Source organism: Herbiconiux flava, assembly GCF_013409865.1.
GTDB classification, from domain to species: Bacteria; Actinomycetota; Actinomycetes; order Actinomycetales; family Microbacteriaceae; genus Herbiconiux; species Herbiconiux flava.
The window spans coordinates 486,169-507,638 of record NZ_JACCBM010000001.1; the positions used below are offsets into that span (position 1 = coordinate 486,169).

General features: G+C 72.5%; 19 protein-coding genes. 8 read left to right on the top strand and 11 right to left on the bottom strand.

The features are described from left to right. The first annotated feature begins 142 nt into the window (after positions 1 to 142). Entirely contained in the window at positions 143 to 2,953 is a 2,811-nt protein-coding gene (locus BJ984_RS02320; RefSeq protein ID WP_179546661.1) for a hypothetical protein, read from the top strand. 62 nt (positions 2,954 to 3,015) lie between these two features. Here BJ984_RS02320 and BJ984_RS02325 read toward each other — a convergent pair whose 3' ends face one another. Next, entirely contained in the window at positions 3,016 to 4,362 is a 1,347-nt protein-coding gene (locus tag BJ984_RS02325) for a glycosyltransferase (protein ID WP_179546662.1), read from the bottom strand. Beyond that, complete coding sequence (locus BJ984_RS02330) at positions 4,359 to 6,512, bottom strand: glycosyltransferase (protein WP_179546663.1); 2,154 nt, start codon at positions 6,510 to 6,512, stop codon at positions 4,359 to 4,361. The genes BJ984_RS02325 and BJ984_RS02330 overlap by 4 nt, the downstream gene beginning before the upstream one ends. A gap of 153 nt (positions 6,513 to 6,665) precedes the next feature. Here BJ984_RS02330 and BJ984_RS02335 point away from each other — a divergent pair, with 153 nt between their 5' ends. From BJ984_RS02335 to purL, 4 genes are all read left to right on the top strand, one after another. After that, complete coding sequence (locus tag BJ984_RS02335) at positions 6,666 to 7,901, top strand: polysaccharide pyruvyl transferase family protein (RefSeq protein WP_179546664.1); 1,236 nt, start codon at positions 6,666 to 6,668, stop codon at positions 7,899 to 7,901. A 70-nt stretch (positions 7,902 to 7,971) separates the two neighbouring features. Beyond that, the gene (locus BJ984_RS02340; protein ID WP_179546665.1) at positions 7,972 to 8,994 is read left to right on the top strand and encodes an LLM class flavin-dependent oxidoreductase; all 1,023 of its coding nucleotides are present in this window, start codon (positions 7,972 to 7,974) and stop codon (positions 8,992 to 8,994) included. 29 nt (positions 8,995 to 9,023) lie between these two features. Beyond that, positions 9,024 to 9,953 (top strand): DUF4190 domain-containing protein, encoded by a 930-nt coding sequence (locus BJ984_RS02345; RefSeq protein WP_179546666.1) that lies wholly within the window; start codon positions 9,024 to 9,026, stop codon positions 9,951 to 9,953. Between the two features lie 45 nt (positions 9,954 to 9,998). After that, complete coding sequence (gene purL / locus BJ984_RS02350) at positions 9,999 to 12,293, top strand: phosphoribosylformylglycinamidine synthase subunit PurL (RefSeq protein WP_179546667.1); 2,295 nt, start codon at positions 9,999 to 10,001, stop codon at positions 12,291 to 12,293. Between the two features lie 18 nt (positions 12,294 to 12,311). On the opposite strand, the gene BJ984_RS02355 is transcribed toward purL, so the two are convergent. The 4 genes from BJ984_RS02355 to BJ984_RS02370 form a co-directional block, all read right to left on the bottom strand. Beyond that, positions 12,312 to 12,629, bottom strand: coding sequence for a chorismate mutase (locus BJ984_RS02355; protein WP_179546668.1), 318 nt, complete (start codon positions 12,627 to 12,629; stop codon positions 12,312 to 12,314). A 10-nt stretch (positions 12,630 to 12,639) separates the two neighbouring features. Further along, a complete protein-coding gene (locus tag BJ984_RS02360) occupies positions 12,640 to 13,620 on the bottom strand; it encodes a DMT family transporter (protein WP_271206366.1) in 981 nt (326 codons plus the stop codon). A 141-nt stretch (positions 13,621 to 13,761) separates the two neighbouring features. Further along, a complete protein-coding gene (locus tag BJ984_RS02365) occupies positions 13,762 to 14,181 on the bottom strand; it encodes an organic hydroperoxide resistance protein (RefSeq protein ID WP_179546669.1) in 420 nt (139 codons plus the stop codon). A gap of 110 nt (positions 14,182 to 14,291) precedes the next feature. Next, on the bottom strand, positions 14,292 to 14,927 hold the full coding sequence (locus BJ984_RS02370; RefSeq protein ID WP_179546670.1) for a GNAT family N-acetyltransferase: 636 nt from the start codon (positions 14,925 to 14,927) through the stop codon (positions 14,292 to 14,294). Positions 14,928 to 14,984: 57 nt separating this feature from the next. Between BJ984_RS02370 and BJ984_RS02375 the strand changes: the two genes are divergently transcribed. Continuing rightward, a complete protein-coding gene (locus BJ984_RS02375; protein ID WP_179546671.1) occupies positions 14,985 to 15,593 on the top strand; it encodes a maleylpyruvate isomerase N-terminal domain-containing protein in 609 nt (202 codons plus the stop codon). Between the two features lie 20 nt (positions 15,594 to 15,613). On the opposite strand, the gene BJ984_RS02380 is transcribed toward BJ984_RS02375, so the two are convergent. After that, on the bottom strand, positions 15,614 to 16,123 hold the full coding sequence (locus tag BJ984_RS02380; RefSeq protein ID WP_179546672.1) for a MarR family winged helix-turn-helix transcriptional regulator: 510 nt from the start codon (positions 16,121 to 16,123) through the stop codon (positions 15,614 to 15,616). Between the two features lie 183 nt (positions 16,124 to 16,306). Here BJ984_RS02380 and BJ984_RS02385 point away from each other — a divergent pair, with 183 nt between their 5' ends. Further along, positions 16,307 to 17,269: an FUSC family protein gene (locus BJ984_RS02385; RefSeq protein ID WP_179546673.1), complete on the top strand. Its 963-nt coding sequence runs from the start codon at positions 16,307 to 16,309 to the stop codon at positions 17,267 to 17,269. Positions 17,270 to 17,309: 40 nt separating this feature from the next. On the opposite strand, the gene BJ984_RS02390 is transcribed toward BJ984_RS02385, so the two are convergent. Continuing rightward, complete coding sequence (locus tag BJ984_RS02390) at positions 17,310 to 18,596, bottom strand: adenylosuccinate synthase (protein ID WP_173182339.1); 1,287 nt, start codon at positions 18,594 to 18,596, stop codon at positions 17,310 to 17,312. 116 nt (positions 18,597 to 18,712) lie between these two features. On the opposite strand from BJ984_RS02390, the gene BJ984_RS02395 reads away from it, so the two are divergent. Beyond that, positions 18,713 to 18,988: a thioredoxin family protein gene (locus BJ984_RS02395; RefSeq protein WP_179546674.1), complete on the top strand. Its 276-nt coding sequence runs from the start codon at positions 18,713 to 18,715 to the stop codon at positions 18,986 to 18,988. On the opposite strand, the gene BJ984_RS02400 is transcribed toward BJ984_RS02395, so the two are convergent. Genes BJ984_RS02400 through BJ984_RS02410 form a run of 3 tightly spaced genes read right to left on the bottom strand, consistent with a single transcriptional unit; the run spans position 18,974 to position 21,456 of the window. Beyond that, entirely contained in the window at positions 18,974 to 19,348 is a 375-nt protein-coding gene (locus tag BJ984_RS02400; protein ID WP_179546675.1) for a VOC family protein, read from the bottom strand. The two genes, BJ984_RS02395 and BJ984_RS02400, sit on opposite strands and share 15 nt — an antisense overlap. Before the next feature lie 54 nt (positions 19,349 to 19,402). Next, positions 19,403 to 20,572 (bottom strand): GAF domain-containing SpoIIE family protein phosphatase, encoded by a 1,170-nt coding sequence (locus BJ984_RS02405; RefSeq protein ID WP_179546676.1) that lies wholly within the window; start codon positions 20,570 to 20,572, stop codon positions 19,403 to 19,405. Beyond that, the gene (locus BJ984_RS02410; protein WP_179546677.1) at positions 20,569 to 21,456 is read right to left on the bottom strand and encodes a Vgb family protein; all 888 of its coding nucleotides are present in this window, start codon (positions 21,454 to 21,456) and stop codon (positions 20,569 to 20,571) included. Before BJ984_RS02410 ends, BJ984_RS02405 begins: the two co-directional genes overlap by 4 nt. Positions 21,457 to 21,470 lie beyond the last annotated feature (14 nt).

The following is a 21,470-nucleotide window of genomic DNA, read 5'->3' on the forward strand; positions in this document are numbered from 1 at the left end:
GCTCACCGTACGCCGGAGTGCACCCGATAGGGGGACTGTGCGGGGAGCGGACAGACAGGCACCATGGGCAGGCACCGTCGAACGATCCGCCTGCTCACGACCACCGCCCTCTCACGACCACAGCACAGATTCGAGAACCCCGATGCTCCCGCGATCGCCCCGCCGCCCCGACCGCCCCTCCCGATCCGGCTCCCGGATGCGCGGAGCCCGCCGGCCGGGAGCCCGGCTCTCCCGCGCCGCGGCCGCCGTCGCCGTCACCGCGGTCATCGCGGGCGGCGCCGTCGTCGTCGAGCAGCCCCAGCCGGCCCAGGCGGCGTCGTGGTCGGGTGCCGGAACGGCGACGACCTGGATCAGCGGGATGAACTCGGCGCTCGGCAACGTGGGCAAGCTGCTCGGCCGCGAGTTCACGGGGGCGTCGCTCTTCCTCGACATCCTCGGACCGACGATCTCCACGATCTTCGGCGGCGACACCGGTCCAGGCATCCAGGACGTGCTCGACCGCCTGCAGCAGCTCGACGACATCGAGCGCAAGCTGGATCAGCTGCAGGTGCAGCTCGCCGACGTCAAGCAGAACGTGCTCGAGCTCGAGGACACGGTCGTGCTCGGCCAGTGCGTCACCCAGTCGAGCGACCTGCCCCACTTCATCACCTCGGTCGAGACCTCGCAGGCCGTGTACACCCAGGTGATCAAGGAGCTGCAGCGCGTTCAGGACAACCGGCTCACGAACACGACCCGGTTGCAGGGGTACATGGACGACTTCGTCGACGTGACCCTCGGCACGAACCCGAAGCGGGACGTCGTGAACGTCGAGACGAGCCCGATGGCCCACGACATCCGGGAGGCCCATCAGTACATGGTCACGCACGGCAGCACCCCCGGCGTCATCCAGACCTGCGGGCGCGCCCACCTCACCGACTGGAAGCTGAACGCCGCCGGGGCCGCCGCCCGGCAGGCAGCGGGACAGAACGACGTGGGGGTGTGGCTCGACGACCGCCAGTACTACGCCCCGGTGCAGGACATCGTGACCTACTGGCAGACCGTGCAGGCCCAGGGCATGTACCTGCTGCAGCAGGCGTCGCTGATGCAGGCGTCGAAGCTCTACACGACCAAGGACCACGGGTCGGTGTCGGCCGACGCCGCCGGCTCGGTCTGCGCCCTGGCGGCCCAGAGCGCTCCCGACGGACAGGCGGCCACGGTGTGCGACAGCGCGCTCAGCTTCTCGCGCACCTTCTACGCCGGCATCGTCGCCGAGTGGACCGAGGTCGGCCTGCCGATCTCGAACGACGACGTGGTGATGAGCCTCGGCACCGACATCACCGGCGTCACGAACGCCGGTGTCACGATGGATTCCCTCGTGTGGGCCCGGAAGCCCAGCGGCTTCCCCGAGTCCTGGGCGACGAGCGGCACCTGGACCGACTCCCCCGCGGCGGTCACCTACTCGGGTGTCCCGGGCTTCAAGCCGGCGAACTCGACGCAGTGGAACACCCTCCTCTCGGGTTACACCACCTCGCACACGGCGATCGCGGCGTCCCTGCGCATCCCGCTGCAGCTCGCCGAGCACGGCTACCTGCCCTACGACCTCGCGCGGGTGCAGCCGTACCGTCCGTACGACCTGCTGAACCTGATGGGCGAGAACCGGCTGCCGGATCCTGCTCCCGGAACCGACCCGCGGAGCTTCGACACGACCGGCGTGAAGATGGTCTGGATCCCGAACGAGACGGCCACCCGCGACATGCCCGCCTGGCAGTTCTACTCGCAGTACCGCGGCAAGACCTTCGGCGTCACCAAGAACCTCGCGTTCCCCCCGACGACGATGCTCGACCGGCGGAGCAACCCGAGCTGGGTCGTGGAGAACGGCCTCACCGTCAAGTGCATGGTGGCACCGGTCGACGGCCTGCTGTGCGGGAGCGAGACGATCGCGTCGTGGTTCGTCGCGCAGCAGACGTCGGACTGGTCGGGGCGGGACAAGAAGTTCTCGGTGACCCCGGGTTCGAGTTCGCTCGATCGCTTCGAGGGCCAGGCCCGCACCCCGGTGCACTGCGAGGAGTACGTGATCCGGGACGACCACTTCCAGGGCTGCGAATGGGAGTTCGACCTCGGCGTGACCGCGGTGCCGAGCTGGCTCGCGCTGTTCGAGCAGAAGGACGGGGGATCCTTCCTCGGGCGCTCCGACCCGCAGACCCTCTGGCCCGTCGCGGCCAAGCCGAGCGAGTGCCCGAAGACGAACTGGGGCGTCGACACCCGCTGCGGAGCGTCGCTCGCGGCCTGGCTGAAGCAGAACATCCCGAACCCCGATCTGCCGGGGCCGCTGCCGGCGGACGAGCCGGTCATCCGCACCGGCTCCTCGGGGAACGTCGTCGTCTGCCCGACCCCCGCCTGGCGGGCGAACGCGGCTGAGGCAGGGGTGGCCGTCACGACGAGCGACGTGACCTGGTCGGGCACGCGTCCCGACGGCGCGAAGGCCACGACCACCACGGCGAAGGACGCCGAGCTCTCCCTGGTGGACTTCGTGAAGAAGGCGTCGTGGTGGACGGACGATGCGGCCGGCCGGCCCGCGTCGTTCACGCTGCACTGCAGCTTCGGCGCGCGCTATGCCGACCTGGCGACGACCTCGACCGTCTCGACCGCCGCCGTCACGGTCAGCCGCGAGGGCGACTCGTACGTGCTCGCGCCGACTCCGACGCCCACACCGACCCCGACACCCACGCCCACGCCCGCTCCGTCCGCTCCTTCGCCCGGGACACCGGGTGACGGGTCGACGACACCCCCGGCGGGTGGCGCGGCACCGGGCGCGGGCGACCCGGCGAGCTCCGACACCGCGGGCAGCGGCTCGGGCTCGCTCGCAGCCACCGGCGCACCCGACGCCACCGGCGGCTGGGTCGCCGCGGCGGTGCTGGTGCTGCTCGGAGGTCTCGTGGTGGCCCTGCGCGCCCGCCGCCGCCGGGCCGGCTGAGCCGGCGCGGCGCGCACGTCAGGCTGAGGCAGCGCGGCGCGGCGCGGGCACGCGTCGGGCGGCTACGGCGCGAGGGGCGGGGCGGCGGATGCTGCCGCCAGCGCCCGCGCCGGCCCCGGCGTCGCGCGCAGCGACGCCGACAGCGCCGCCAGGCGCGCGGCGGCCTCGGGCGCGAGCGGCAGCAGCGCGGCGAGCGCCGCCGCGAGCGCGGACGGCGTCGCCGCGTTCGGGTCGAGCGCCTGCGCGAACCCCGCGTCGACGAGGGCGGCGGCCCCCGCGAACTGGTCGGTCGAGAACGGCAGCACGAGAAGCGGCACGCCCGCGGTCATCGCCTCGGTGACGCTGTTGTTGCCCCCGTGCGTCACGGCGGCCGCGGCAGCCCCGAGCAGCGCGACCTGCGGCAGGAACTCCCGCACCAGCCACGACGACGGCAGCTCGCCGAGCACCGCGCGGTCGGCCGAGCCGACGGCGAGCGCGACCCGCAGCGGGGTGCTGGCGGCGAGCGAGCGCAGCGCCGCGACCACCCGCGCCAGCACGTCGTCGCGCACCGAGAGGAAGCTGCCGAAGCTGACGTACACGATCGGCTCGGCCGACGAGGCGATCCACGCCTCCACCGCCGCCACCTCGTCCGCGTCCTCCGACCGCACCGCCGAACCGATGAACGACGAGGCCGGGTAGCGGGCGCGGCGCCCGGCGCCCGCGAGCTCGACGGGGTAGTTGAACAGCAGCGTCTCGCCGTGCTCCTCGAAGGCGCTCGACGTAGGCGGCGCCGAGGGGTCGAGCTCCTGCAGCGCGGCGTTCCACTCGGCGGTGAAGTTCGCGTCGACCTGCTCGCAGAGCGCGCGAAGCTCCGAGAGCTCCGACGGCAGCAGCGACGACGAGAACACGTCGGGCCACGCCGGCGGGAACCCGTACACCTCCCCCGATCCGGGCACCGGCAGGGCCGAGGGATGCCCGAGCACGACGTCCACGTGCGGGATCCCGGCCGCCACCAACGCCAGCCGGGCGCTGAACGCGAGGTGGTCGACGAGGATGCGGTCCGGCGCCACGGCCGCGACCACCTCCTGCACCCGCCGCGCCGTGCGCACCGGCTCCCACATCAGATCCGACAGCCGCGCCGAGGCCTGGAACGACAGCGCCGCGACCATCCCGCGCCGGGTCGCGTCGAAGAAGCCGCGCAGCGCGTCGTCCTCCCCCTCGGGCTGCTCCTCCGCCCGGATGACCCCGGGGTTCGAGCCCTTGCCCAGCTGCAGCTCGACGCGCTCGAAGCCGAACGAGCGCACGATCGCATCGGTCGCCGGCCCGGTCGCCACGACGACCCGCTCGCCGGCCGCCTGCCACGCCGTGCCCAGGGTCGCGAGCGGCAGCAGGTGCGAGGCGTAGTCGGGGCTGATGATCAGCAGGGTCACGCGACGCCCGCCGCCGAGTACTCGACGTGGACGCCGTCGTAGACGCCGACCAGCGCATCCGCCATCGCCTCGACCGTGAAGCTCCGCTCGACGGTCGCGCGCGACGCCTCGGGCTGGCCCGGGTTCGTGCCCGACTGCGCCAGCGCGAACGCCTCCCACATCGCGAGCGCCAGCGACGACACGTTCCAGGTCTGCGTCAGGATGCCCGTGACCCCGCGTTCCACGTAGGTCGCCGGCCCACCGCCGTCGGGCGCGACGACGAGCAGCCCCGAGGCCATGGCCTCGAGGAGCGCGATGCCGAACTCCTCCTTCACGCTGCCGCAGACGTAGACGCCGCGCGGTGCGGCGAGCCCCGGAACGCCGAAGCGCGCCGCCGCGACCCAGCGGGCCACCGTGTCGTTCGGTCGGTGCCCGGGCAGCAGCAGCCCGCGCTCCAAGCGGTGGGAGGCGGGCACGAGCGCGTCCATCAGCGCCAGCTGCTCCTGCTCGTCGACCGACGGGCTCTCGAGGTCGCCGCCGATCAGCAGCAGGTTCGCCTCGTCACGCAGCGGGCCGGTGGCCCACGCGTCGACGATCGAGGCCATGCCCTTCACCCGGTGGAACCGCCCGACGCTCACCAGCAGGGGCAGGCCCCGCCGCGCATCCGGAAGCCCCTCGAGCAGCGCCGTGAGCTCGGCCAGCGCGGGCGACGCCGGCAGACCGGAGGCGAGCGCCGCGGCCTCGGCGACCCCGCGGTCGACGACTCCGAGGTCGATGCCCTCGGGCACGACCGTGTGGCGCTCGGGGTGGGAGGTGACGTCGATGCCGACGAGCTCGCGCATGTCCTTCTCGAGCTGCGGGCGTGGGAAGAGCACGCTGTGCGCGGCGTTCGAGGCGAGCCGCTGCACCAGCCGGGTGCGGAACCAGAAGTGCTCGTTCTCGTCGACCTCGCCGAAGTTGGCGCGGGTCAGCTGGCCGGCGAGGTCCATCGAGCGGATGACCGCGTGCGGGTCGGGCGCGACGGTGAACACCACGGGCACGTCGAGCTCGCGCGCCACGTCGGCGGCGGCGAGCGAGCCCACGTCGGCCATCCGCAGGTGCAGCAGGTCGACCCCGCCGGCGGCACGCAGCATGCGACGGATGCCCCGCCGGGCCGCGACCCGCAGCGGCCACGCCGAGGCGCTGTTCACGGGCTCGCTGAGCAGCGGGATGCGGCCGTAGACGTGCCCCTCGGTGGTCGCCCGGATGGACGCCACGCTCTCGACCGCGCCCTGCACCGAGCCGCGCGACATCGTGATGACCCGCTCGACCCGCCGCTCCGAGGTCTCGTCGACGAGGGCGTCGCCGAGGCGCACGAGCAGGGTCGCGATGCCGCCGTTGTCGCCCGAGCCGGCGTGGCTGAGGTCGGCGTCGATGTCGGCGTGCAGGAAGAGCTGGGCCACCGTGAGGTCGTCGTGCGGCTCGTCGCGCACGGCCGTTCCGCCCGCGAGATCGACGAGGGCGAGCCGCGCCACGTCGGCGAGGTAGCCCCCGCCCGCGGTCAGCCCGTCGAGGAAGGCGCGGATCTCGGCCGTCGCGGCCTCGTCGCGGCGCTGCCCGAGCGCGGAGACGGCGGCGACGCGCACCTGCTCGTCCTCCCCCTCGTCGGCGGCGATGCCGAGGAGCGGCCGGGTGGCGATGGGCCCGCGCACGAGGCCGAGCGTCTCGACGAGGCGGTAGCGCTCCTCGCTCGCCCGCACGCCGAGCAGCGCCCCCTCGAGACCGATCGCGATGTGCTCGGGCGTGGGGAACGCCCACTGCTCGAGGGTGCGCTGGGCGAGCATCCCGCCGAAGCCGCCCTCGACGACCATGGCGATCAGCCGGCCGATGGCGTCGAGCCGCGGGATGCGGGAGCCGATCGCCCACGCCGCGTGCTCACGCAGGAAGGTGCGCTCGCTCGAGAGCAGCTGCGACAGCGCCCGGTCGGCCTGCTCGTCGAAGACCTGCGCGAGCGCGTGCGTCGCGGCGATGGCGACGAGCTGGTCGTCGTCGCGGAGGGCGGCGGTGAGGATGCGGATGGTGCGCACGCCGGGGTCGCGGTTGGCCTCGAAGGCCAGGTCGTCGGCCAGGCGCAGCGCATCGACGATGTGCTCGGCGTCGCGGACGGCGTCCAGCGAAGTCTGGATTCCCATGGGGCCTCCCTCGGTCGGGCGGCCCGGCAGCGCCCGCGTGAGGGGGCGGTGGACCACCCTTGATCCTAGGCCGCGGCGGCTGGGAGCAGGGCGCGATTCCGCTAGCGTGAATCCGGCGTTCCCGCCCCGTTCACCGACCCCCTAGGAGCCTCGATGCGTCTCGTCCTGATCGGAGACGTCGGCGTCGTCGACGACATGATCCACATCGGCGACGAGGCGATGTTCGACGAGGCGCTGCACCAGCTGCGGCAGCGCGGTGCGACCGCGGTCACCGCGATCTCGGCCGACCCCGCCGAGACCGCCTCGCGCTACGGTGTCGACGCGGTCGCGCGCATCGGCTTCAGCGCGGGGGCTACGCTCGACCGGGCCGCCGACGGCGAGCGGATGCGCCGGGTCGTCGACACGGCCCGCGGGCAGGGCGGCCTCCTGGCCCCAGGCGATCCCGCCCTCACCGTCATCGACGCCGTGCGCAGGAGCGACGGCGTGCTGGTCTGCGGCGGCGGCAACATGGCCTCGACCTGGCCGCTGCACATCTTCGAGCGGGCCACGCTCGGCGCCGTGGCCCAGGCGCTCGGCCGGCCGCTGGTGGTGAGCGGGCAGACGATCGGGCCCGAGCTGACGGCCTCCGACGGTTCGCTGGTGGCGTCGCTGCTGTCGTCCACGGCCGTGACCGGGCTGCGGGAACCGTCGTCGTACGCGCTCTGCCGGGATCTCGGGGTGCCCGAGGAGCTGCTGCGCGCGACCGTCGACGACGCGAGCTTCGTGGGGGATCGGGCATCCGTCGCCGCCCCCGCTCTCGCCGACCCGTACTGCGCGGTGACCTTCTCGACCCACCTGAACGGCGCCTCCCGCGACCTGTTCGCCGACTCCGCGGCCCGGCTGCTCGACGAGGTCGCGCTGTCGACGGGTCTCGCGATCGTGTTCGTCGCCCACTTCGGCAGCCTTCTGGCCGACGAGGTGCGCGGCGACTCGGTGCTGCACCAGGCGGTGGCCGAGCGGATGCGCGTGCCATCCTCGGCCGTCGTGCCGCCCGACTCGGTATCCGCCGCCGGCCTCGCGCGCCAGGCCTCGCTCGTGCTGACGAGCCGCTATCACCCCGCCGTCTTCGCGGTCTCGGGCGGGGTGCCGACCGTCGGCATCGCGGTCGACGAGTACACGACCGTGAAGCTGACCGGGGCGCTCGGCAACCTCGGGCAGGACGCCGTGCTGCAGCTCGACGAGGTGCTCGACGGGACGGGTTCCGCCGCCTCGCGGGTGGCTGCCGACCGGGTGGCCGCCGTGTGGGGCGACCGCGCGGGCATCCGCTCGCGCGGCCTCGCCCGGGCGGAGGCCGCCCGCGCGTCGTCGGCCGCGTGGTGGGACGAGCTCGCGGCCCTCTTCACGCCCTGAGCCGGCCGGCCGCTCGGCGACGCAGCGTCATGAAGCGGCCGACGTCGGAGGCACCGCGTAGCCTCGATGCATGCCCGCATCCGGAACCCCGCTGAAGCGTCTCGGCTTCCTCACCATCGGACTGTTCGACCCCGCCGACCCGGCGGGCGGGCACGAGACCACGCTGCGCATCCTCGAGCGCGGCGAGGAGCTCGGCTTCGACAGCGCGTGGCTTCGGCAGCGGCACCTGCAGCACGGCATCTCCTCCCCCACCGCGGTGCTGGCCGCCGCCTCGCAGCGCACCAGCCGCATCGAGCTCGGCACGGCGGTCATCCCGATCGGTGCCGAGAACCCGTTCCGGCTCGCCGAAGACCTGGCCACCGTCGACGTGCTGACCCGGGGCCGGCTGAACCCGGGCTTCTCGGCGGGCGTGCCGATGAACCTCGACCACTACCGCGACGCGATCTACCCGCACACGAGCGAGCAGGAGGACTTCGGCTACGAGCGGCTGCTGCGCTTCCGCGACTTCGTGCGGGGTGACGTGGTCAGCGACTTCTCGGGCCGCCAGGGCATCGAGGAGTTCGCCGACACCGTGCAGCCGCACGCCGCGGGGCTCGTCGACCGGCTCTGGTACGGCGGGGGCAGCAGCCGCTCGGCGTCCTGGGCGGGCGAGAACGGCTTCCACTTCCTCACCTCGAGCGTGGTGCAGGGCGAGGAGGGCGACGACTTCGCCACGAACCAGCGTGCGCAGATCCTCGCGTACCGGGCCGCGCATCCGCTCGCCGGGGCCGCGCGGGTCTCGCAGGGGCTCGTCGTCATCCCCACCGACTCGGCGAGCGCGTCGCAGCGGGCGCGCTACGAGGCCTACGCCGCGAGCCGGGCGGGGCGGGTGGGCGTGCCGATGGGCCCTAGGCGGATGCTCTTCGCCGCCGATCTGGTCGGCACCTCCGCCGAGCTCGCCGACGTGCTGCACGCCGACCCGGCCTTCCAGCTGGTCGACGAGGTGGCGTTCGCGCTGCCGTTCTCGTTCGAGCCCGACGACTACGCGCAGATCCTCACCGACATGGCGGAACGGCTGGGGCCGGCACTGGGGTGGGAGCCCGCGGCGCGGTAGCGTCGGAGGACGGCCGAACGAGGAGGACCATGAGCGACAGCGGCAGCACCCCACCCCCGGTGCCCCCGACCGGCGGGTACGGCACGCCGCCGCCCCAGCCTCCCTACGGTGGCCAGCCCCCGCAGCCCCCGTACGGCGGGCAGCCGCCGCAGCCGCCGTACGGCCAGCCGCCCTACGGCCCGCCGCAGAACGGCGACTTCCCGGGTCGAACGCTCGGCATCGTCGGCCTCATCCTCTCGTTCTTCACCACGCTGGTCGGCCTGATCGTCTCGGCCATCGCCCTCAGCCAGTCCAAGAAGGCCGGCTACAAGAACGGCCCGGCGCTGGCCGGCGTCATCATCGGCTCGGTCCTCTCGGGCCTCGTGCTGATCTTCGTCGTCGTGTCGATCATCATCAGCGTCACCACGAGCCTCGCCGTGCTGGGTGTCGCCGCGGGGGCGGGCGGCGGAGCATCCGACGACCCCTTCGACGAGCCTCTCTCCACCTCGGAGCCGTTCGCGAGCCCCGAGCCCACGCCGAGCGAGTCGGGTGACCCGAGTGACGGCACCGGCACCGACGTCTTCGACCTCGTCGTCGGCGACTGCTTCGACGAGTGGTCGGGCGACACCGTCTACGAGGTGCCGGTCGTCGACTGCGCCACCCCGCACGACTGGGAGGTCTACTCCGACTTCGAGGTGCCCGACACCGCCGACGGCGCCTTCCCCGGCGAGGACAAGGTCGACGCGGCCGCCGACGACGGCTGCCTCACCGCCTTCGAGACCTTCCTCGGTGCCAGCTACGCCGACACCGTCTACGACTACAGCTACCTCGTGCCCACCGCCGACTCCTGGAGCGAGTCCGACGACCGCCTGATCACCTGCATCATCACCGACCCGGCGGGCAAGACCACCGGGTCGCTCGAGGGGGCCGGCGCGGGCACCGGCGGAGGCGCCGACAGCACGGGGTACTCGCCCCGGTAGAATCGACGCGCATCCCACCCCTGCAACTCAAGGAGTCCTGGCCGCGTGAGCAATGCCGATACCGTCGAGAACGCCATCGCGACCCCGGAGCGGGAGCAGCCCTACGAGGCTCTCGGCCTGAAGGCCGACGAGTACGCGAAGATCCGCGAGATCCTGGGCCGCCGCCCCACCTCGGGCGAGCTGGCGATGTACTCGGTGATGTGGAGCGAGCACTGCTCCTACAAGTCGTCGAAGATCTACCTGCGCCAGTTCGGCCAGAAGGTCTCGCCGGCCATGAAGAAGAACCTCATGGTCGGCATGGGCGAGAACGCCGGCGTGGTCGACGTGGGTGAGGGCTGGGCCGTGACCTTCAAGGTCGAGAGCCACAACCACCCCTCTTACATCGAGCCCTTCCAGGGTGCGGCCACCGGCGTCGGCGGCATCGTTCGCGACATCATCTCGATGGGCGCCCGCCCGGTCGCGGTGATGGACCAGCTGCGCTTCGGAAAGATCGACGACCCCGACACCGCCCGCGTGGTGCACGGCGTCACCAGCGGCATCTCGTTCTACGGCAACTGCCTGGGCCTGCCGAACATCGGCGGCGAGACCTACTTCGACCCGGTGTACCAGGGCAACCCGCTGGTCAACGCGCTCTCGGTGGGCGTGCTGCGGCACGAAGACCTGCACCTCGCCAACGCCCGCGGTGTCGGCAACAAGGTCGTGCTCTTCGGCGCCCGCACCGGCGGCGACGGCATCGGCGGGGCGTCCATCCTCGCCTCCGACACCTTCTCCGCCGGCGGCCCGACCAAGCGCCCCGCGGTGCAGGTCGGCGACCCGTTCGCCGAGAAGGTGCTCATCGAGTGCTGCCTCGAGCTCTTCGCGGGCGACCTCGTCGAGGGCATCCAAGACCTGGGGGCCGCCGGCATCTCGTGCGCCACCTCGGAGCTCGCCTCCAACGGCGACGGGGGCATGTTCATCGAGCTCGAGAAGGTGCTGCTGCGCGACCCGTCGCTCACCGCGGAAGAGATCCTGATGAGCGAGAGCCAGGAGCGCATGATGGCGGTCGTGCAGCCCTCGAAGCTCGAGGGCTTCCTCGCCGTCACCTCCAAGTGGGACGTGGAGACCAGCGTGCTCGGCGAGGTCACCGACACCGGGCGCCTCGTCATCAACTGGCACGGGGAGGAGATCGTGAACGTGGAGCCGCGCACCGTCGCGGTCGACGGCCCGGTCTACGAGCGCCCCGTCGCCTACCCCTCCTGGCAGGATGCGCTGCAGGCCGACTCGGCCTCCCGCCTGCCCCGCGCCACCACCGGCGACGAGCTCCGCGCCGAGTTCCTCCGCGTGGTCTCCTCGCCGAACATGGCGTCGAAGGAGTGGATCACCAACCAGTACGACCGCTACGTGCTCGGCAACACGGCGCTGTCCTTCCCCGACGACGGCGGCATGATCCGCGTCGACGAGGAGTCGGGGCTGGGCTTCGCGCTGGCCTCCGACGCCAACGGCCGGTACTGCCAGCTCGACCCCTACCGCGGGGCGCAGCTCGCCCTGGCCGAGGCCTTCCGCAACGTCGCCGTCACCGGCGCGACCCCGGTCGCCGTCTCGGACTGCCTGAACTTCGGCTCGCCCGAGAACCCCGAGGTCATGTGGCAGTTCTCGCAGGCCGTCGAGGGTTTGGCCGACGGCTGCCTCGAGCTCGAGATCCCCGTCACCGGCGGCAACGTCTCGTTCTACAACCAGACGGGCTCGCAGCCGATCCACCCGACCCCGGTCGTCGCCGTGCTCGGCGTGATCGACGACGTCGCCCGGCGCATCCCCTCGGGCTGGCAGGACGAGGGCTCGAACCTCTACCTGCTCGGCACCACCCGCTCAGAGCTCGACGGCTCGGCCTGGGCCGGCGTCATCCACGACCACCTCGGCGGCCTGCCGCCCCAGGTGTCGCTGCCCGGCGAGGTCGCCCTGGCGGAGCTGCTGCGCGCCGGCGCGGTCGAGGGCCTGATCGACGCGGCGCACGACCTCTCCGACGGTGGCCTCGCGCAGACCGTCGCGGAGTCGGTGCTGCGCTTCGGCATCGGTGCCCGCATCTGGCTCGACGAGATCGTCTCGCGCGACGGCGTCTCCGAGTCCGACGCGCTGTTCAGCGAGTCGACCGGTCGCGTGCTCGTGTCGGTTCCCCGGGAGGACGACGTGAAGTTCCGCGGCCTCTGCGACGGGCGCGGCATCCCCGCGCTCCGCATCGGGGTGACGGATGCGCTGTCGGGCTCGCTCGAGGTGCAGGGCCTGTTCACCGTGCCGCTCGACGAGCTCTCGGGTGCGCACCGCTCGACGCTGCCGCAGCACTTCGGCCCGGTCGTCGGCGGCTGATCGCCGCCGGCGGGCCGGCTAGGCGTCCTTCGCCGCGATGCGCTCGTGGTGGTGGATGACCTCGGCGACGATGAAGTTGAGGAACTTCTCGGCGAAGGCCGGGTCGAGATGCGACTCCTCCGCGAGCCCGCGCAGGCGCGTGATCTGCCGCTGCTCGCGCTCGAGATCGGCGGGCGGCAGCCCGTGGTCGGCCTTCAACCGCCCCACCGTCTGCGTGAACTTGAACCGCTCGGCGAGCATGTGGATGAGGGCCGCGTCGATGTTGTCGATCGACTGGCGGATGCCCTCCAGCTGCCCGTAGACGTCTGCCTCGCCGATCTCGTGCTCGTTCACCATGAGAACGACTCTAGCCAGCTTCGGCGGCCGCTTTCTCGGCATCGCGGGCGACACGCCCGCTCCCGGGCCCACGCCGGTGCGGCAGCCGCAGCCGCCCCTGCGCCAGCAGGATTCCCGCGAACACGATCACCGCACCGACCGGCGCGTTCCAGCTGAGCGTCTCGCCGAGCAGCAGGATGCCGAGCGCCACCCCCACCACCGGCGTGAGATACGTGACGGTCGACGTCGCCGTCGGCCCCCAGGCGTTCAGGATGTTCATGTACCAGTAGTAGGCGAGCCCGGTGCCGAGCACCCCCAGCAGCACAAGGCTCAGCACGATCGGCAGGTCGAGCGAGATCGGCCCGAGCGCCACGAACGGCGTCAGCACCAGGAGGATGGCGGCTCCCATCCCCACCTGCAGGAACGCCGCCGTCAGCCCCGAGACCGGGTGCCGGTTACTGATGAACCGGCGGATGTAGCCGAAGGTGAACCCGTAGCAGACGGCCGAGCCGATGCAGGCGAGCTGCCCCGCGAGCTCGAGCAGCAGATCGCCGTGCGCGGCCTCGCTCGCCACGAAGCTCCACGGCCCGATGATGACGATGACGCCCAAGATGCCCGCCACGACCCCGAGCACCCGCGAGCGGTCGAGCTTCTCGACCCGGAACACCAGCGTCACCATGAGCGCCGTGGTGATCGGGGTGACCGCGTTGTAGATGCTCGCGAGACCGGACGTGACGTACTGCTCGGCCCACGCGAACAGCAGATAGGGAATGGCGCAGCCGAAGGCGCCGATGACCACGAAGTGCAGGTAGACGATGGGCTCACGCGGCAGCTTCGTGCGCAGCACGAGCATGACGAGACCGAGCGTCAGGGCGCCGAGGACCAGTCGCGTCCACGCGACCTGCCCGAACGAGACCCCGCCGAGGGCGACCTTCATGAACAGGAAGCTCGCACCCCAGAGCAGCCCGAGCGCCGAGAACTGCAGGGCGATGGACAGACGGTTCGAGCTCACTCTGCGACAGTAGCGCGAGGCTCCGACATCGGTGCCGGGTACGGCGACGGGGTGCACGCTTTGGCAGTCGTGCACCCCGTCTTAGGCAGGATCGCCTCGCTGAGGCGTCGCCCGGGCGTCGGCCCGGGCATCCGTCATCGACTACTCGACGATGTTGACCGTGACCTCGATGTTGCCGCGGGTGGCATTGGAGTAGGGGCAGATGGTGTGCGCCTTGTCGGCGACCTGACGGGCCTCCTCCGGCGACACGTTCGGCACGTAGACGTCGAGCTCGACCGCGAGGCCGAAGCCGCCCTCACCGTTGGAGCCGATCGAGACGCTGGACGAGACCGCCGCGTCCTTCGTGTCGAGCTTCAGCTCGCGACCGGCGGCGTGCACGGCGCCGAGGAAACAGGCGGAGTAGCCGGCGGCGAAGAGCTGCTCGGGGTTGGTGCCCTCACCCGAGCCACCCATCTCCTTGGGCGGGCGGGTGTCGAAGTCGAGACGGTCGTCCTCGCTGCGGACGTGGCCGTCGCGGCCGCCACCGGAGGCATGGGCGATTGCAGTGTAGATAGCTTCCATGCCTCTAGTTCACCACTTCTCGGAGGCGCCCGGTCACGGCTCGCCGTTTCCCAGGAACCCTTCGCCCACTGTCCTACAGCTGCACAGGGGACCACAGCTGCACAGGAGGACTACAGCTGCACAGCTCGCCCGCCGCCCTGGTTCTCCACACGTTCGCGCAGACCGGCCTGCACGGCGGGCCAATCGTCGACGATGACGGAGAACACGGCGGAGTCGCGCCACGACCCGTCGGCCCGCGGACGGTCGCGCCGCACGATGCCCTCGAAGGTGGCACCGAGCTTCGCGATGGCCGCCCGCGAGCGGCTGTTCAGAACATCCGCCTGAATCTTTACCCGCCCGAACCCCTGCTCGAACGCCGCACCCAGAAGGAGGAGCTTCGCCTCAGGATTCACGACCGTGCCCCAGACCCGCGGGTCGTACGCCGTCCAGCCGATGTGGGCCGCCTCGAACGCCGGCTCGAAGTCGCCGAGCGTCGTCGTGCCCACGACCCGGCCCGCGTCGGGCCCGCCCACCAGGCGGATCACGTACGGGTTGCCCCGCCCCCACTGGTAGTAGCCCTCGGCGAACTCCACGAAGCCCTCGACGCTGTCGCGGTAGCCCTGGGGGCCGCCGCCGTAGCCTCCGGCGAAGACCTCGGGATGCCCGATGGCGGCGTACAGCTCAGGCAGCACCTCGTGGGTCAGCCCCTCCAGCCGCACGTACCGCCCCTCGAGGGCCTGGTCAGGGTCGGGTCGCACCGCGCTCATGCCCCAAGTCTGGCACCGGCGTCGTGCGCGGGGCCGCAGGCGTGCCACGATGGGCAGATGGGCAGTGCCGCCGCGTTCCTCCACTCCGCCACCGCGTTCCACGCGCTCGTCGCGCGCATCCCCGACGACGCGTGGGAGACCGTCGCGCTCGGCGAGTGGTCCCTGCGGTCGCTCGTGGGGCACACGACCCGCGCGATCCTGACCGTCGAGAGTTATCTGCGGCTCGACGACCCGGGCTTCGAGAACGTGCCCGACGCCGAGCACTACTACTCCCGCGTCTACCGCGATCTCACCGATCCGGCGGCGGTCGCGGCGCGGGGCGTCGAGGCGGGCGTCTGGCTGGGCGACGACCCGGCCCAGGCGGTGGCGGATGCTCTCGGCCGCGCCATGGCCCTGGTCGACGCCGCACCGGCCGAGCGCATCGTCTCGATCGGCGGCCTCGGCATCGCCCTCCCCGAGTACCTGCGCACCCGCGTGTTCGAGCTGGTCGTGCACTCGATCGACATCACGCGGGCGACCGGCATCCCGCACGGCCAGCCGGCGGCCTGCGTGGCCGCGACCCTCGCACTCGCGGCCGGAGTCGCGGCCACCCGCGGCGACGCGGAGCAGCTGCTGCTCGCCCTCACCGGCCGAGGCACCCTCCCGGCCGGCTACACCGTCGTCTGACCCGCCCCCCTCCGGCGGCGTCACGCCCTCTCGACGCTCGCGACCGTGAGGCGGAGCGCCGCGACGACGACGGCGAGCTCGTCGGGCGGGATGCCGGCGACGAGCTGGGACTCGACGGCGAGCAGCTGAGGGAAGACCTCGTCGATCAGCCGCTCCCCATCGTGCGAGAGGGCGATCAGGGCGCCACGGCCGTCGTGGGGGTTCGGGGTGCGCGCCACGAGGCCCCGCGCCTCGAGTGCCTGCAGTCGCTTCGTGGTGGCCGGGCCGGTCGCGAGCGAGACCGTGCGCAGCGCCCCGGGCGAGCGCGGCTCCCCCGCCCGCCGCAGCGCCGCGAGGATGTCGAACTCCCCGCGCCCGAGGCCGGAGCCGGAAAGCACCTCGTCGCCCCGGCGCGTGATCACGGCCGCAGCGCGCAGCACCCGCCCGACGACGTCGACCGCGCTCGTGTCGAGCTCCGGCCGCAGCCCGGCCCAGCCCGCGCGGATCTCGTCGACCACGTCCCGCGCGCCCGATTCCGGAGCAGCATCCATGGAGGCAGTCTAGGATAGTTCACGAGTGAATTACTTTCGGTCGACGGAGACCCGCCCCTGCTGCTCGCTCCGTCATCGAAAGGCCACCCCATCTCCACCGGTCTGCTGCCCCACCCCCGCCGTCTCGTCGAGCTCGGCCCGCACGCCGGCGCCCACCGCGTCGCCCTCCGGGCCGGCATCGCGATGGCCGTGCCGCTCCTCACGCTGTACGCCGTCGGCCGCATCGACCTCTCGCTCTACGCGGTGTTCGGCGCCTTCACCGCGCTCTACGGCCGCAGCCACACGCACTTCACCCGCCTGCGGATGCAGGCGGCCGCCGCGATCGCCCTGATCGGAGTCGTCGTGCTGGGAACGGCGATCGGCGTCTCCCCGGAGCGCGAGTGGCTCGTGGTGCCGGTGGTCGCCGTGGTCGCAGCGGGGCTCGCCTTCGTGGCCGACGCCCTGGACTGGCACCCGCCCGGCGCGCTCTTCTTCGTCTTCGCGCTGGCAGCCTGCGCATCCGTGCCCGCCGAGCCCGCGACGGTGCTGGTCGCGCTCGGGCTGGCGACCGCGAGCGCCCTGTTCGCGATGCTCGTCTCGACCGTCGGCGCCGTGCGACCGTCGGCCCGGATGCGCCCGGCCACCACGATGGCCGTGTCGTTCCGGGCGGTGGCCGCAAGGCCCGGCCAGGCCCGCAAGATCGCGTCGGTCGGGCTCGCCGTGCTGGTCGCGGGGGCGATCCCGACGGCGACGGGGCTCGGTCATCCGTACTGGGCGATGGTCGCGGCGGTCGCCGCGCTCGGCGCCGCGGACACGGCGGGGCACCTCGTCCGGGCCGGCCAGCGGGTGCTCGGAACCCTGGTGGGGGTCGGTGTCGCCGCCGTGCTGCTCGCGATCGCCTCCCCGGCCGTGCTCGGCGAGGGGTCGACGCTGGCGCTCGTGGTCGTGGTGGTGCTGCTGCAGGTCGGCGCCGAACTGTTCATCGGGCGCAACTACGCGGTGACCGTGGTGTTCGTGACGCCGCTGGCGCTGATCATGGCGCAGCTCGCGCATCCGGTCGACGAGTTCGGCATGCTCCGCGACCGCACCCTCGAGACGCTCCTCGGCGCGGCCGTCGCCATCGCGATCAGCCTCGCCGCCGCCCGCCTCCCCCGCGCTCAGCGCTAGCGCTGAGCGCCCTCACCGACCGCCGAGAGGGCGCCAGCCCTCAGTTCAGCAGGTCGTGCCGCGTGATGATCGCGTCGCGATCGGGGCCGACGCCGATGGCCGAGATGCGCGAGCCGCTCATCTCCTCGAGCGCCAGCACGTAGCGCTGGGCCGCGGCAGGGAGGTCGTCGAAGGTGCGGGCACCCGTGATGTCCTCCGACCAGCCCTCGAACTCCTCGTAGATGGGCTTCGCGTGGTGGAAGTCGCTCTGCGACACCGGCACCTCGTCGACCCGCTCGCCGTCGACGTCGTAGGCGACGCAGACCGGGATGGTCGACAGGCCGGTGAGCACGTCGAGCTTGGTGAGCACGAAGTCGGTGACACCGTTGATGCGCGAGGTGTAGCGCGCGATCGGGGCGTCGTACCAGCCGGTGCGGCGCGGCCGGCCGGTGGTGGTGCCGAACTCGAAGCCGCGCGAACGCAGGAACTCGCCCGACTCGTCGTGCAGCTCGGTGGGGAACGGGCCGGCGCCGACGCGGGTCGTGTAGGCCTTGACCACGGCGATCACCCGGTCGATGCGGTTCGGGGCGACGCCCGAGCCGGTGGAGGCACCGCCCGCGGTGGCATTGGACGAGGTGACGAACGGGTAGGTGCCGTGGTCGACGTCGAGCATGGTCGCCTGACCGCCCTCGAAGAGCACGGTCTTGCCGGCGGTGAGCGCGCGGTCGAGCACCAGTGCCGTGTCGGCCACCATCGGCCGCAGCCGCTCGCGGTACGAGAGCAGGTCGTCGACGACCTCCTCGGCCGCGATGGCGCGCCGGTTGTAGACCTTCACCAGGATGTGGTTCTTGAGGTCGAGCGCCCCCTCGACCTTCTGCCGCAGGATGCCCTCGTCGAAGAGGTCTTGCACCCGGATGCCGACGCGGTTGATCTTGTCGGCGTAGGCCGGCCCGATGCCGCGGCCGGTGGTGCCGATCTGCCGCTTGCCGAGGAAGCGCTCGGTGACCTTGTCGATGGTGCGGTGGTAGTGCGTGATGACGTGGGCGTTCGCGCTGACGAGCAGCTTCGACACGTCGACGCCGCGCGAGCCCAGCGCCTCGAGCTCGTGGAACAGCACCTCGACGTCGACGACGACGCCGTTCGAGATGACCGGCGTGACCCCGGGGGTCAGGATGCCCGACGGCAGCAGGTGCAGCGCGTACTTCTTGTCGCCGACGACCACGGTGTGGCCGGCGTTGTTGCCGCCGTTGAACTTCACGACGTAGTCGACACGGCTGCCGAGCAGGTCGGTGGCCTTGCCCTTGCCCTCGTCGCCCCACTGGGCGCCGATCAAGACGATCGCTGGCATGTGGATTCCCTCCAGTTGACAATCGATCCTATCGTCGGCACGCCCGCGGCCCGGTTGGAGCGGCCGCCTGGGGAAGAACGAAGCCCCACCGAGCGTTGTGCAGGAGAGGAGGAACCATGCCCGAACTGAGCCTGACGCTCTACTCGTCGAGCTTCTGCGGCGCCTGCGCGAGCACGCGCCAGTCCCTCGAGCGGGTCGAGGAGCTGCTCGGCGATCGCATCGCCTGGCACGAGGTCAACGTCGCGACCGCCCCCGACGAGAGCGAGCGGGCGGGCATCCTGGCCACCCCCACCGTGATCATCGCGGGCCCCGACGGCGAAGAGCGGATGCGCGCGGCCGGCGTCCCGACGACACCGCAGCTCCTCGCCGCCATCGCCTCAGCTCTCGAGTGACGTCACCCTGATCTCCTGCAGCGCCCAGGTGTTGCCGTCGGGGTCGGCGAAGAAGGCGTAGAGCACGCCGCCCATGTCCTGCACCTCGCTCACGGCGAGGCCGCGGCCGACGAGGGCGGCCCGCTCCGCCTCGACGTCATCGACCACGAGGTGGAGGTTCGAGACGGGCCCGCCACTGCCCATGCCGACACCGAACGCGATCGAGCAGGCCGAGCCCGGCGGGGTGAGCTGCACGACGCGCATCCCGTTGCCGGGTGAGACGTCGTGGTCGAGCATGAAGCCCACCACGTCGCGGTAGAAGGCGATGGCGGCGTCGACGTCGGTCACGGCGATGGGCACGAGTTCCAGGCGCATGGTCATGGCCGAACGCTAGCGCGAGCGCGCGGCGACCACCAGCACCGGCTCAGCCGAACGCTAGCGCTCGGGAAGGGTCACCACCAGCACCGTCACGTCGTCGTCGACCGCGGCGACCTCGACCCGCGCGGCCACGCCGTCGAGGAACCCGCCGACGTCGGGCCGTGCCCGGAGCTCGTCGGCGAGACGCAGCAGCGAGTCGAGCGTGGAGTCGTCGAGCTCGAGCACGCCGTCGGTCACCGAGAGCAGGGTGTCACCGGGCTGCAGCTGCACCGTGCGCGGGGCCCAGCCCGAGGCGGCGTCCTGCACCCCGAGCGGCAGGTCGCGCGAGGCCAGCCGCTCGACCGGGTCCCCGTCCGACGCCGGAACGATCAGGGTCAGGCCGTGCCCGGCGTCGACGTAGTCCACGCGCCCCGAGTCGTCGATGCGCGCGTGGAACAGCGTCACGAACGCTCCGAGCGAGGAGAGCCTCGGCTCGAGCGACGCGGCCGCCCGCGACAGCGCGACGGCGGGGCCGGAGGCAGAAGACGACGAAGAAGCCAGGCTCGCCCGCAGCTCGTCGGCGACCGAGCCGGCCACGACGCCCTTCCCCATCACGTCGCCCACCGTCACGGTCAGGCCCGATCCGGTGCGCTGCCAGGCGTACAGGTCGCCGCTGATCTCCCCCAGCGGAAGCGACAGCGCCGACACCGCCCCCTCCGAGTGCACGCCCGAGCCCGCCCCACCCGAGCCCGAACGCCGGCCCGGCGAGCCCGCGCCCATCCGCAGCTCCCCCTCGGCCCACCGCCCGAGCTCGCCGAGCCGCGCTCGCTCGTCGGCGCTCAGTGTCCGCGCCTCCGGGTGCATCACGCAGAGCGTGCCGACCGCCTCGCCGTCGTCGGTGCGCAGCGGCACGCCGGCGTACGAGCGCACCCCGAACACGGTCACCGCGGGGGTGTGCGCGAAGCGCGGGTCGGACTGCGCATCCGGCACCTCGAACAACCCTTTGCCGTGCACGGTGTACTCGCAGAAGGCCGTGCCGTAGGGGTAGCGGGGGGCGGGCTCCCCGACGGCCTGCGGGGACTTGACCACCAGCGAGACGTCGTCGACGAGGTTGAGGTAGGACATCGGGGCGTCGAGCAGCTCCTGGGCGAGCCGGGTGATGCGGTCGAAGCGCTCCTCCGGGCCCGTGCCGAGCAGCCCCGTCGCCTCGATGGCCGCGAGGCGACGTTCCTCCGCCTCCCCGGTCACGGCGTCACCGCCACGAGCGCCCCGGTCTCCATCGCGACCCACACCGTCCCGTCCGCGCCGACCGCGAGCCCGTGCGGCTCCTCGTGCCCCGTCTCCGCGAGCGACACGAACGAGAACGACCCGTCGAGCGTCACGTGCCCGAGCTCGTTCGACCCCCAGAGCGTGAACCAGCAGCCACCGTCCGGCCGCGCGTCCCGCACGATCGCGTGCGGCTTCGAGTGCCGGTCGGGCAGCGGATGCTCGACCACCCGCCCCGCCCGGTCGACCCGCCCGATCTGCCCGGCCAGGATCTCGGTGAACCACGCCGCCCCGTCGTCGCCGACCACGATGCCCACCGGCCCCGCCTCGGACGTCGGCAGCGGGAACAGCGCCGGCACCGCATCCGCCCCCCGCACGTAGCCCACGACGTTCGCCTGGTTCGCGGTGAACCAGAGCGAGTCGCCCGAGGCCGCGACCATCGAGACGACGCCGTCGAGGGTGCCAGTGGCGAACTCGGCGACCCCGCCCAGGATGCCGATGCGGCCGAGCGAGTCGTTGCCCATCTCGGTGAACCAGGCGGTGCCGTCGTGCAGCGAGGTCACGCCGTAGGGCTGCGCACCGGGCGACGGTGCGTCGGTGCGCCGCAGCACGCCCGTCGGCCCGACCAGCAGCACCGCGTTCGCGGCCATGTCGGCGACCAGCACCGAGTCGGAGCCCGCGGCGGCCACCTGCGCCGGCTGCGAGGAGTCCCCGAGCCAGAGCACCACGACCGACCCGTCGGGGTCTCTCCGCAGCACCGCTCCCGCGTGCACGAGCGAGCACCACACGGCCCCGTCGGAGGTCACGGCGACCGAGTACGGGCCGCCGTCGGCAGGATCGATCGGATGCACGGCCAGGGAGCTCATGGGCCGAGCCTACC

Excerpts from the sequence above, each read along its gene's own strand:
- BJ984_RS02320 (WP_179546661.1), top strand. The coding sequence starts at position 143 with ATGCTCCCGCGATCGCCCCGCCGCCCCGACCGCCCCTCCCGATCCGGC.
- BJ984_RS02330 (WP_179546663.1), bottom strand. The coding sequence starts at position 6,512 with ATGGGAATCCAGACTTCGCTGGACGCCGTCCGCGACGCCGAGCACATC.
- BJ984_RS02335 (WP_179546664.1), top strand. The coding sequence starts at position 6,666 with ATGCGTCTCGTCCTGATCGGAGACGTCGGCGTCGTCGACGACATGATC.
- BJ984_RS02340 (WP_179546665.1), top strand. The coding sequence starts at position 7,972 with ATGCCCGCATCCGGAACCCCGCTGAAGCGTCTCGGCTTCCTCACCATC.
- BJ984_RS02345 (WP_179546666.1), top strand. The coding sequence starts at position 9,024 with ATGAGCGACAGCGGCAGCACCCCACCCCCGGTGCCCCCGACCGGCGGG.
- BJ984_RS02355 (WP_179546668.1), bottom strand. The coding sequence starts at position 12,629 with ATGGTGAACGAGCACGAGATCGGCGAGGCAGACGTCTACGGGCAGCTG.
- BJ984_RS02365 (WP_179546669.1), bottom strand. The coding sequence starts at position 14,181 with ATGGAAGCTATCTACACTGCAATCGCCCATGCCTCCGGTGGCGGCCGC.
- BJ984_RS02370 (WP_179546670.1), bottom strand. The coding sequence starts at position 14,927 with ATGAGCGCGGTGCGACCCGACCCTGACCAGGCCCTCGAGGGGCGGTAC.
- BJ984_RS02375 (WP_179546671.1), top strand. The coding sequence starts at position 14,985 with ATGGGCAGTGCCGCCGCGTTCCTCCACTCCGCCACCGCGTTCCACGCG.
- BJ984_RS02380 (WP_179546672.1), bottom strand. The coding sequence starts at position 16,123 with ATGGATGCTGCTCCGGAATCGGGCGCGCGGGACGTGGTCGACGAGATC.
- BJ984_RS02385 (WP_179546673.1), top strand. The coding sequence starts at position 16,307 with ATGGCCGTGCCGCTCCTCACGCTGTACGCCGTCGGCCGCATCGACCTC.
- BJ984_RS02390 (WP_173182339.1), bottom strand. The coding sequence starts at position 18,596 with ATGCCAGCGATCGTCTTGATCGGCGCCCAGTGGGGCGACGAGGGCAAG.
- BJ984_RS02395 (WP_179546674.1), top strand. The coding sequence starts at position 18,713 with ATGCCCGAACTGAGCCTGACGCTCTACTCGTCGAGCTTCTGCGGCGCC.
- BJ984_RS02400 (WP_179546675.1), bottom strand. The coding sequence starts at position 19,348 with ATGACCATGCGCCTGGAACTCGTGCCCATCGCCGTGACCGACGTCGAC.
- BJ984_RS02410 (WP_179546677.1), bottom strand. The coding sequence starts at position 21,456 with ATGAGCTCCCTGGCCGTGCATCCGATCGATCCTGCCGACGGCGGCCCG.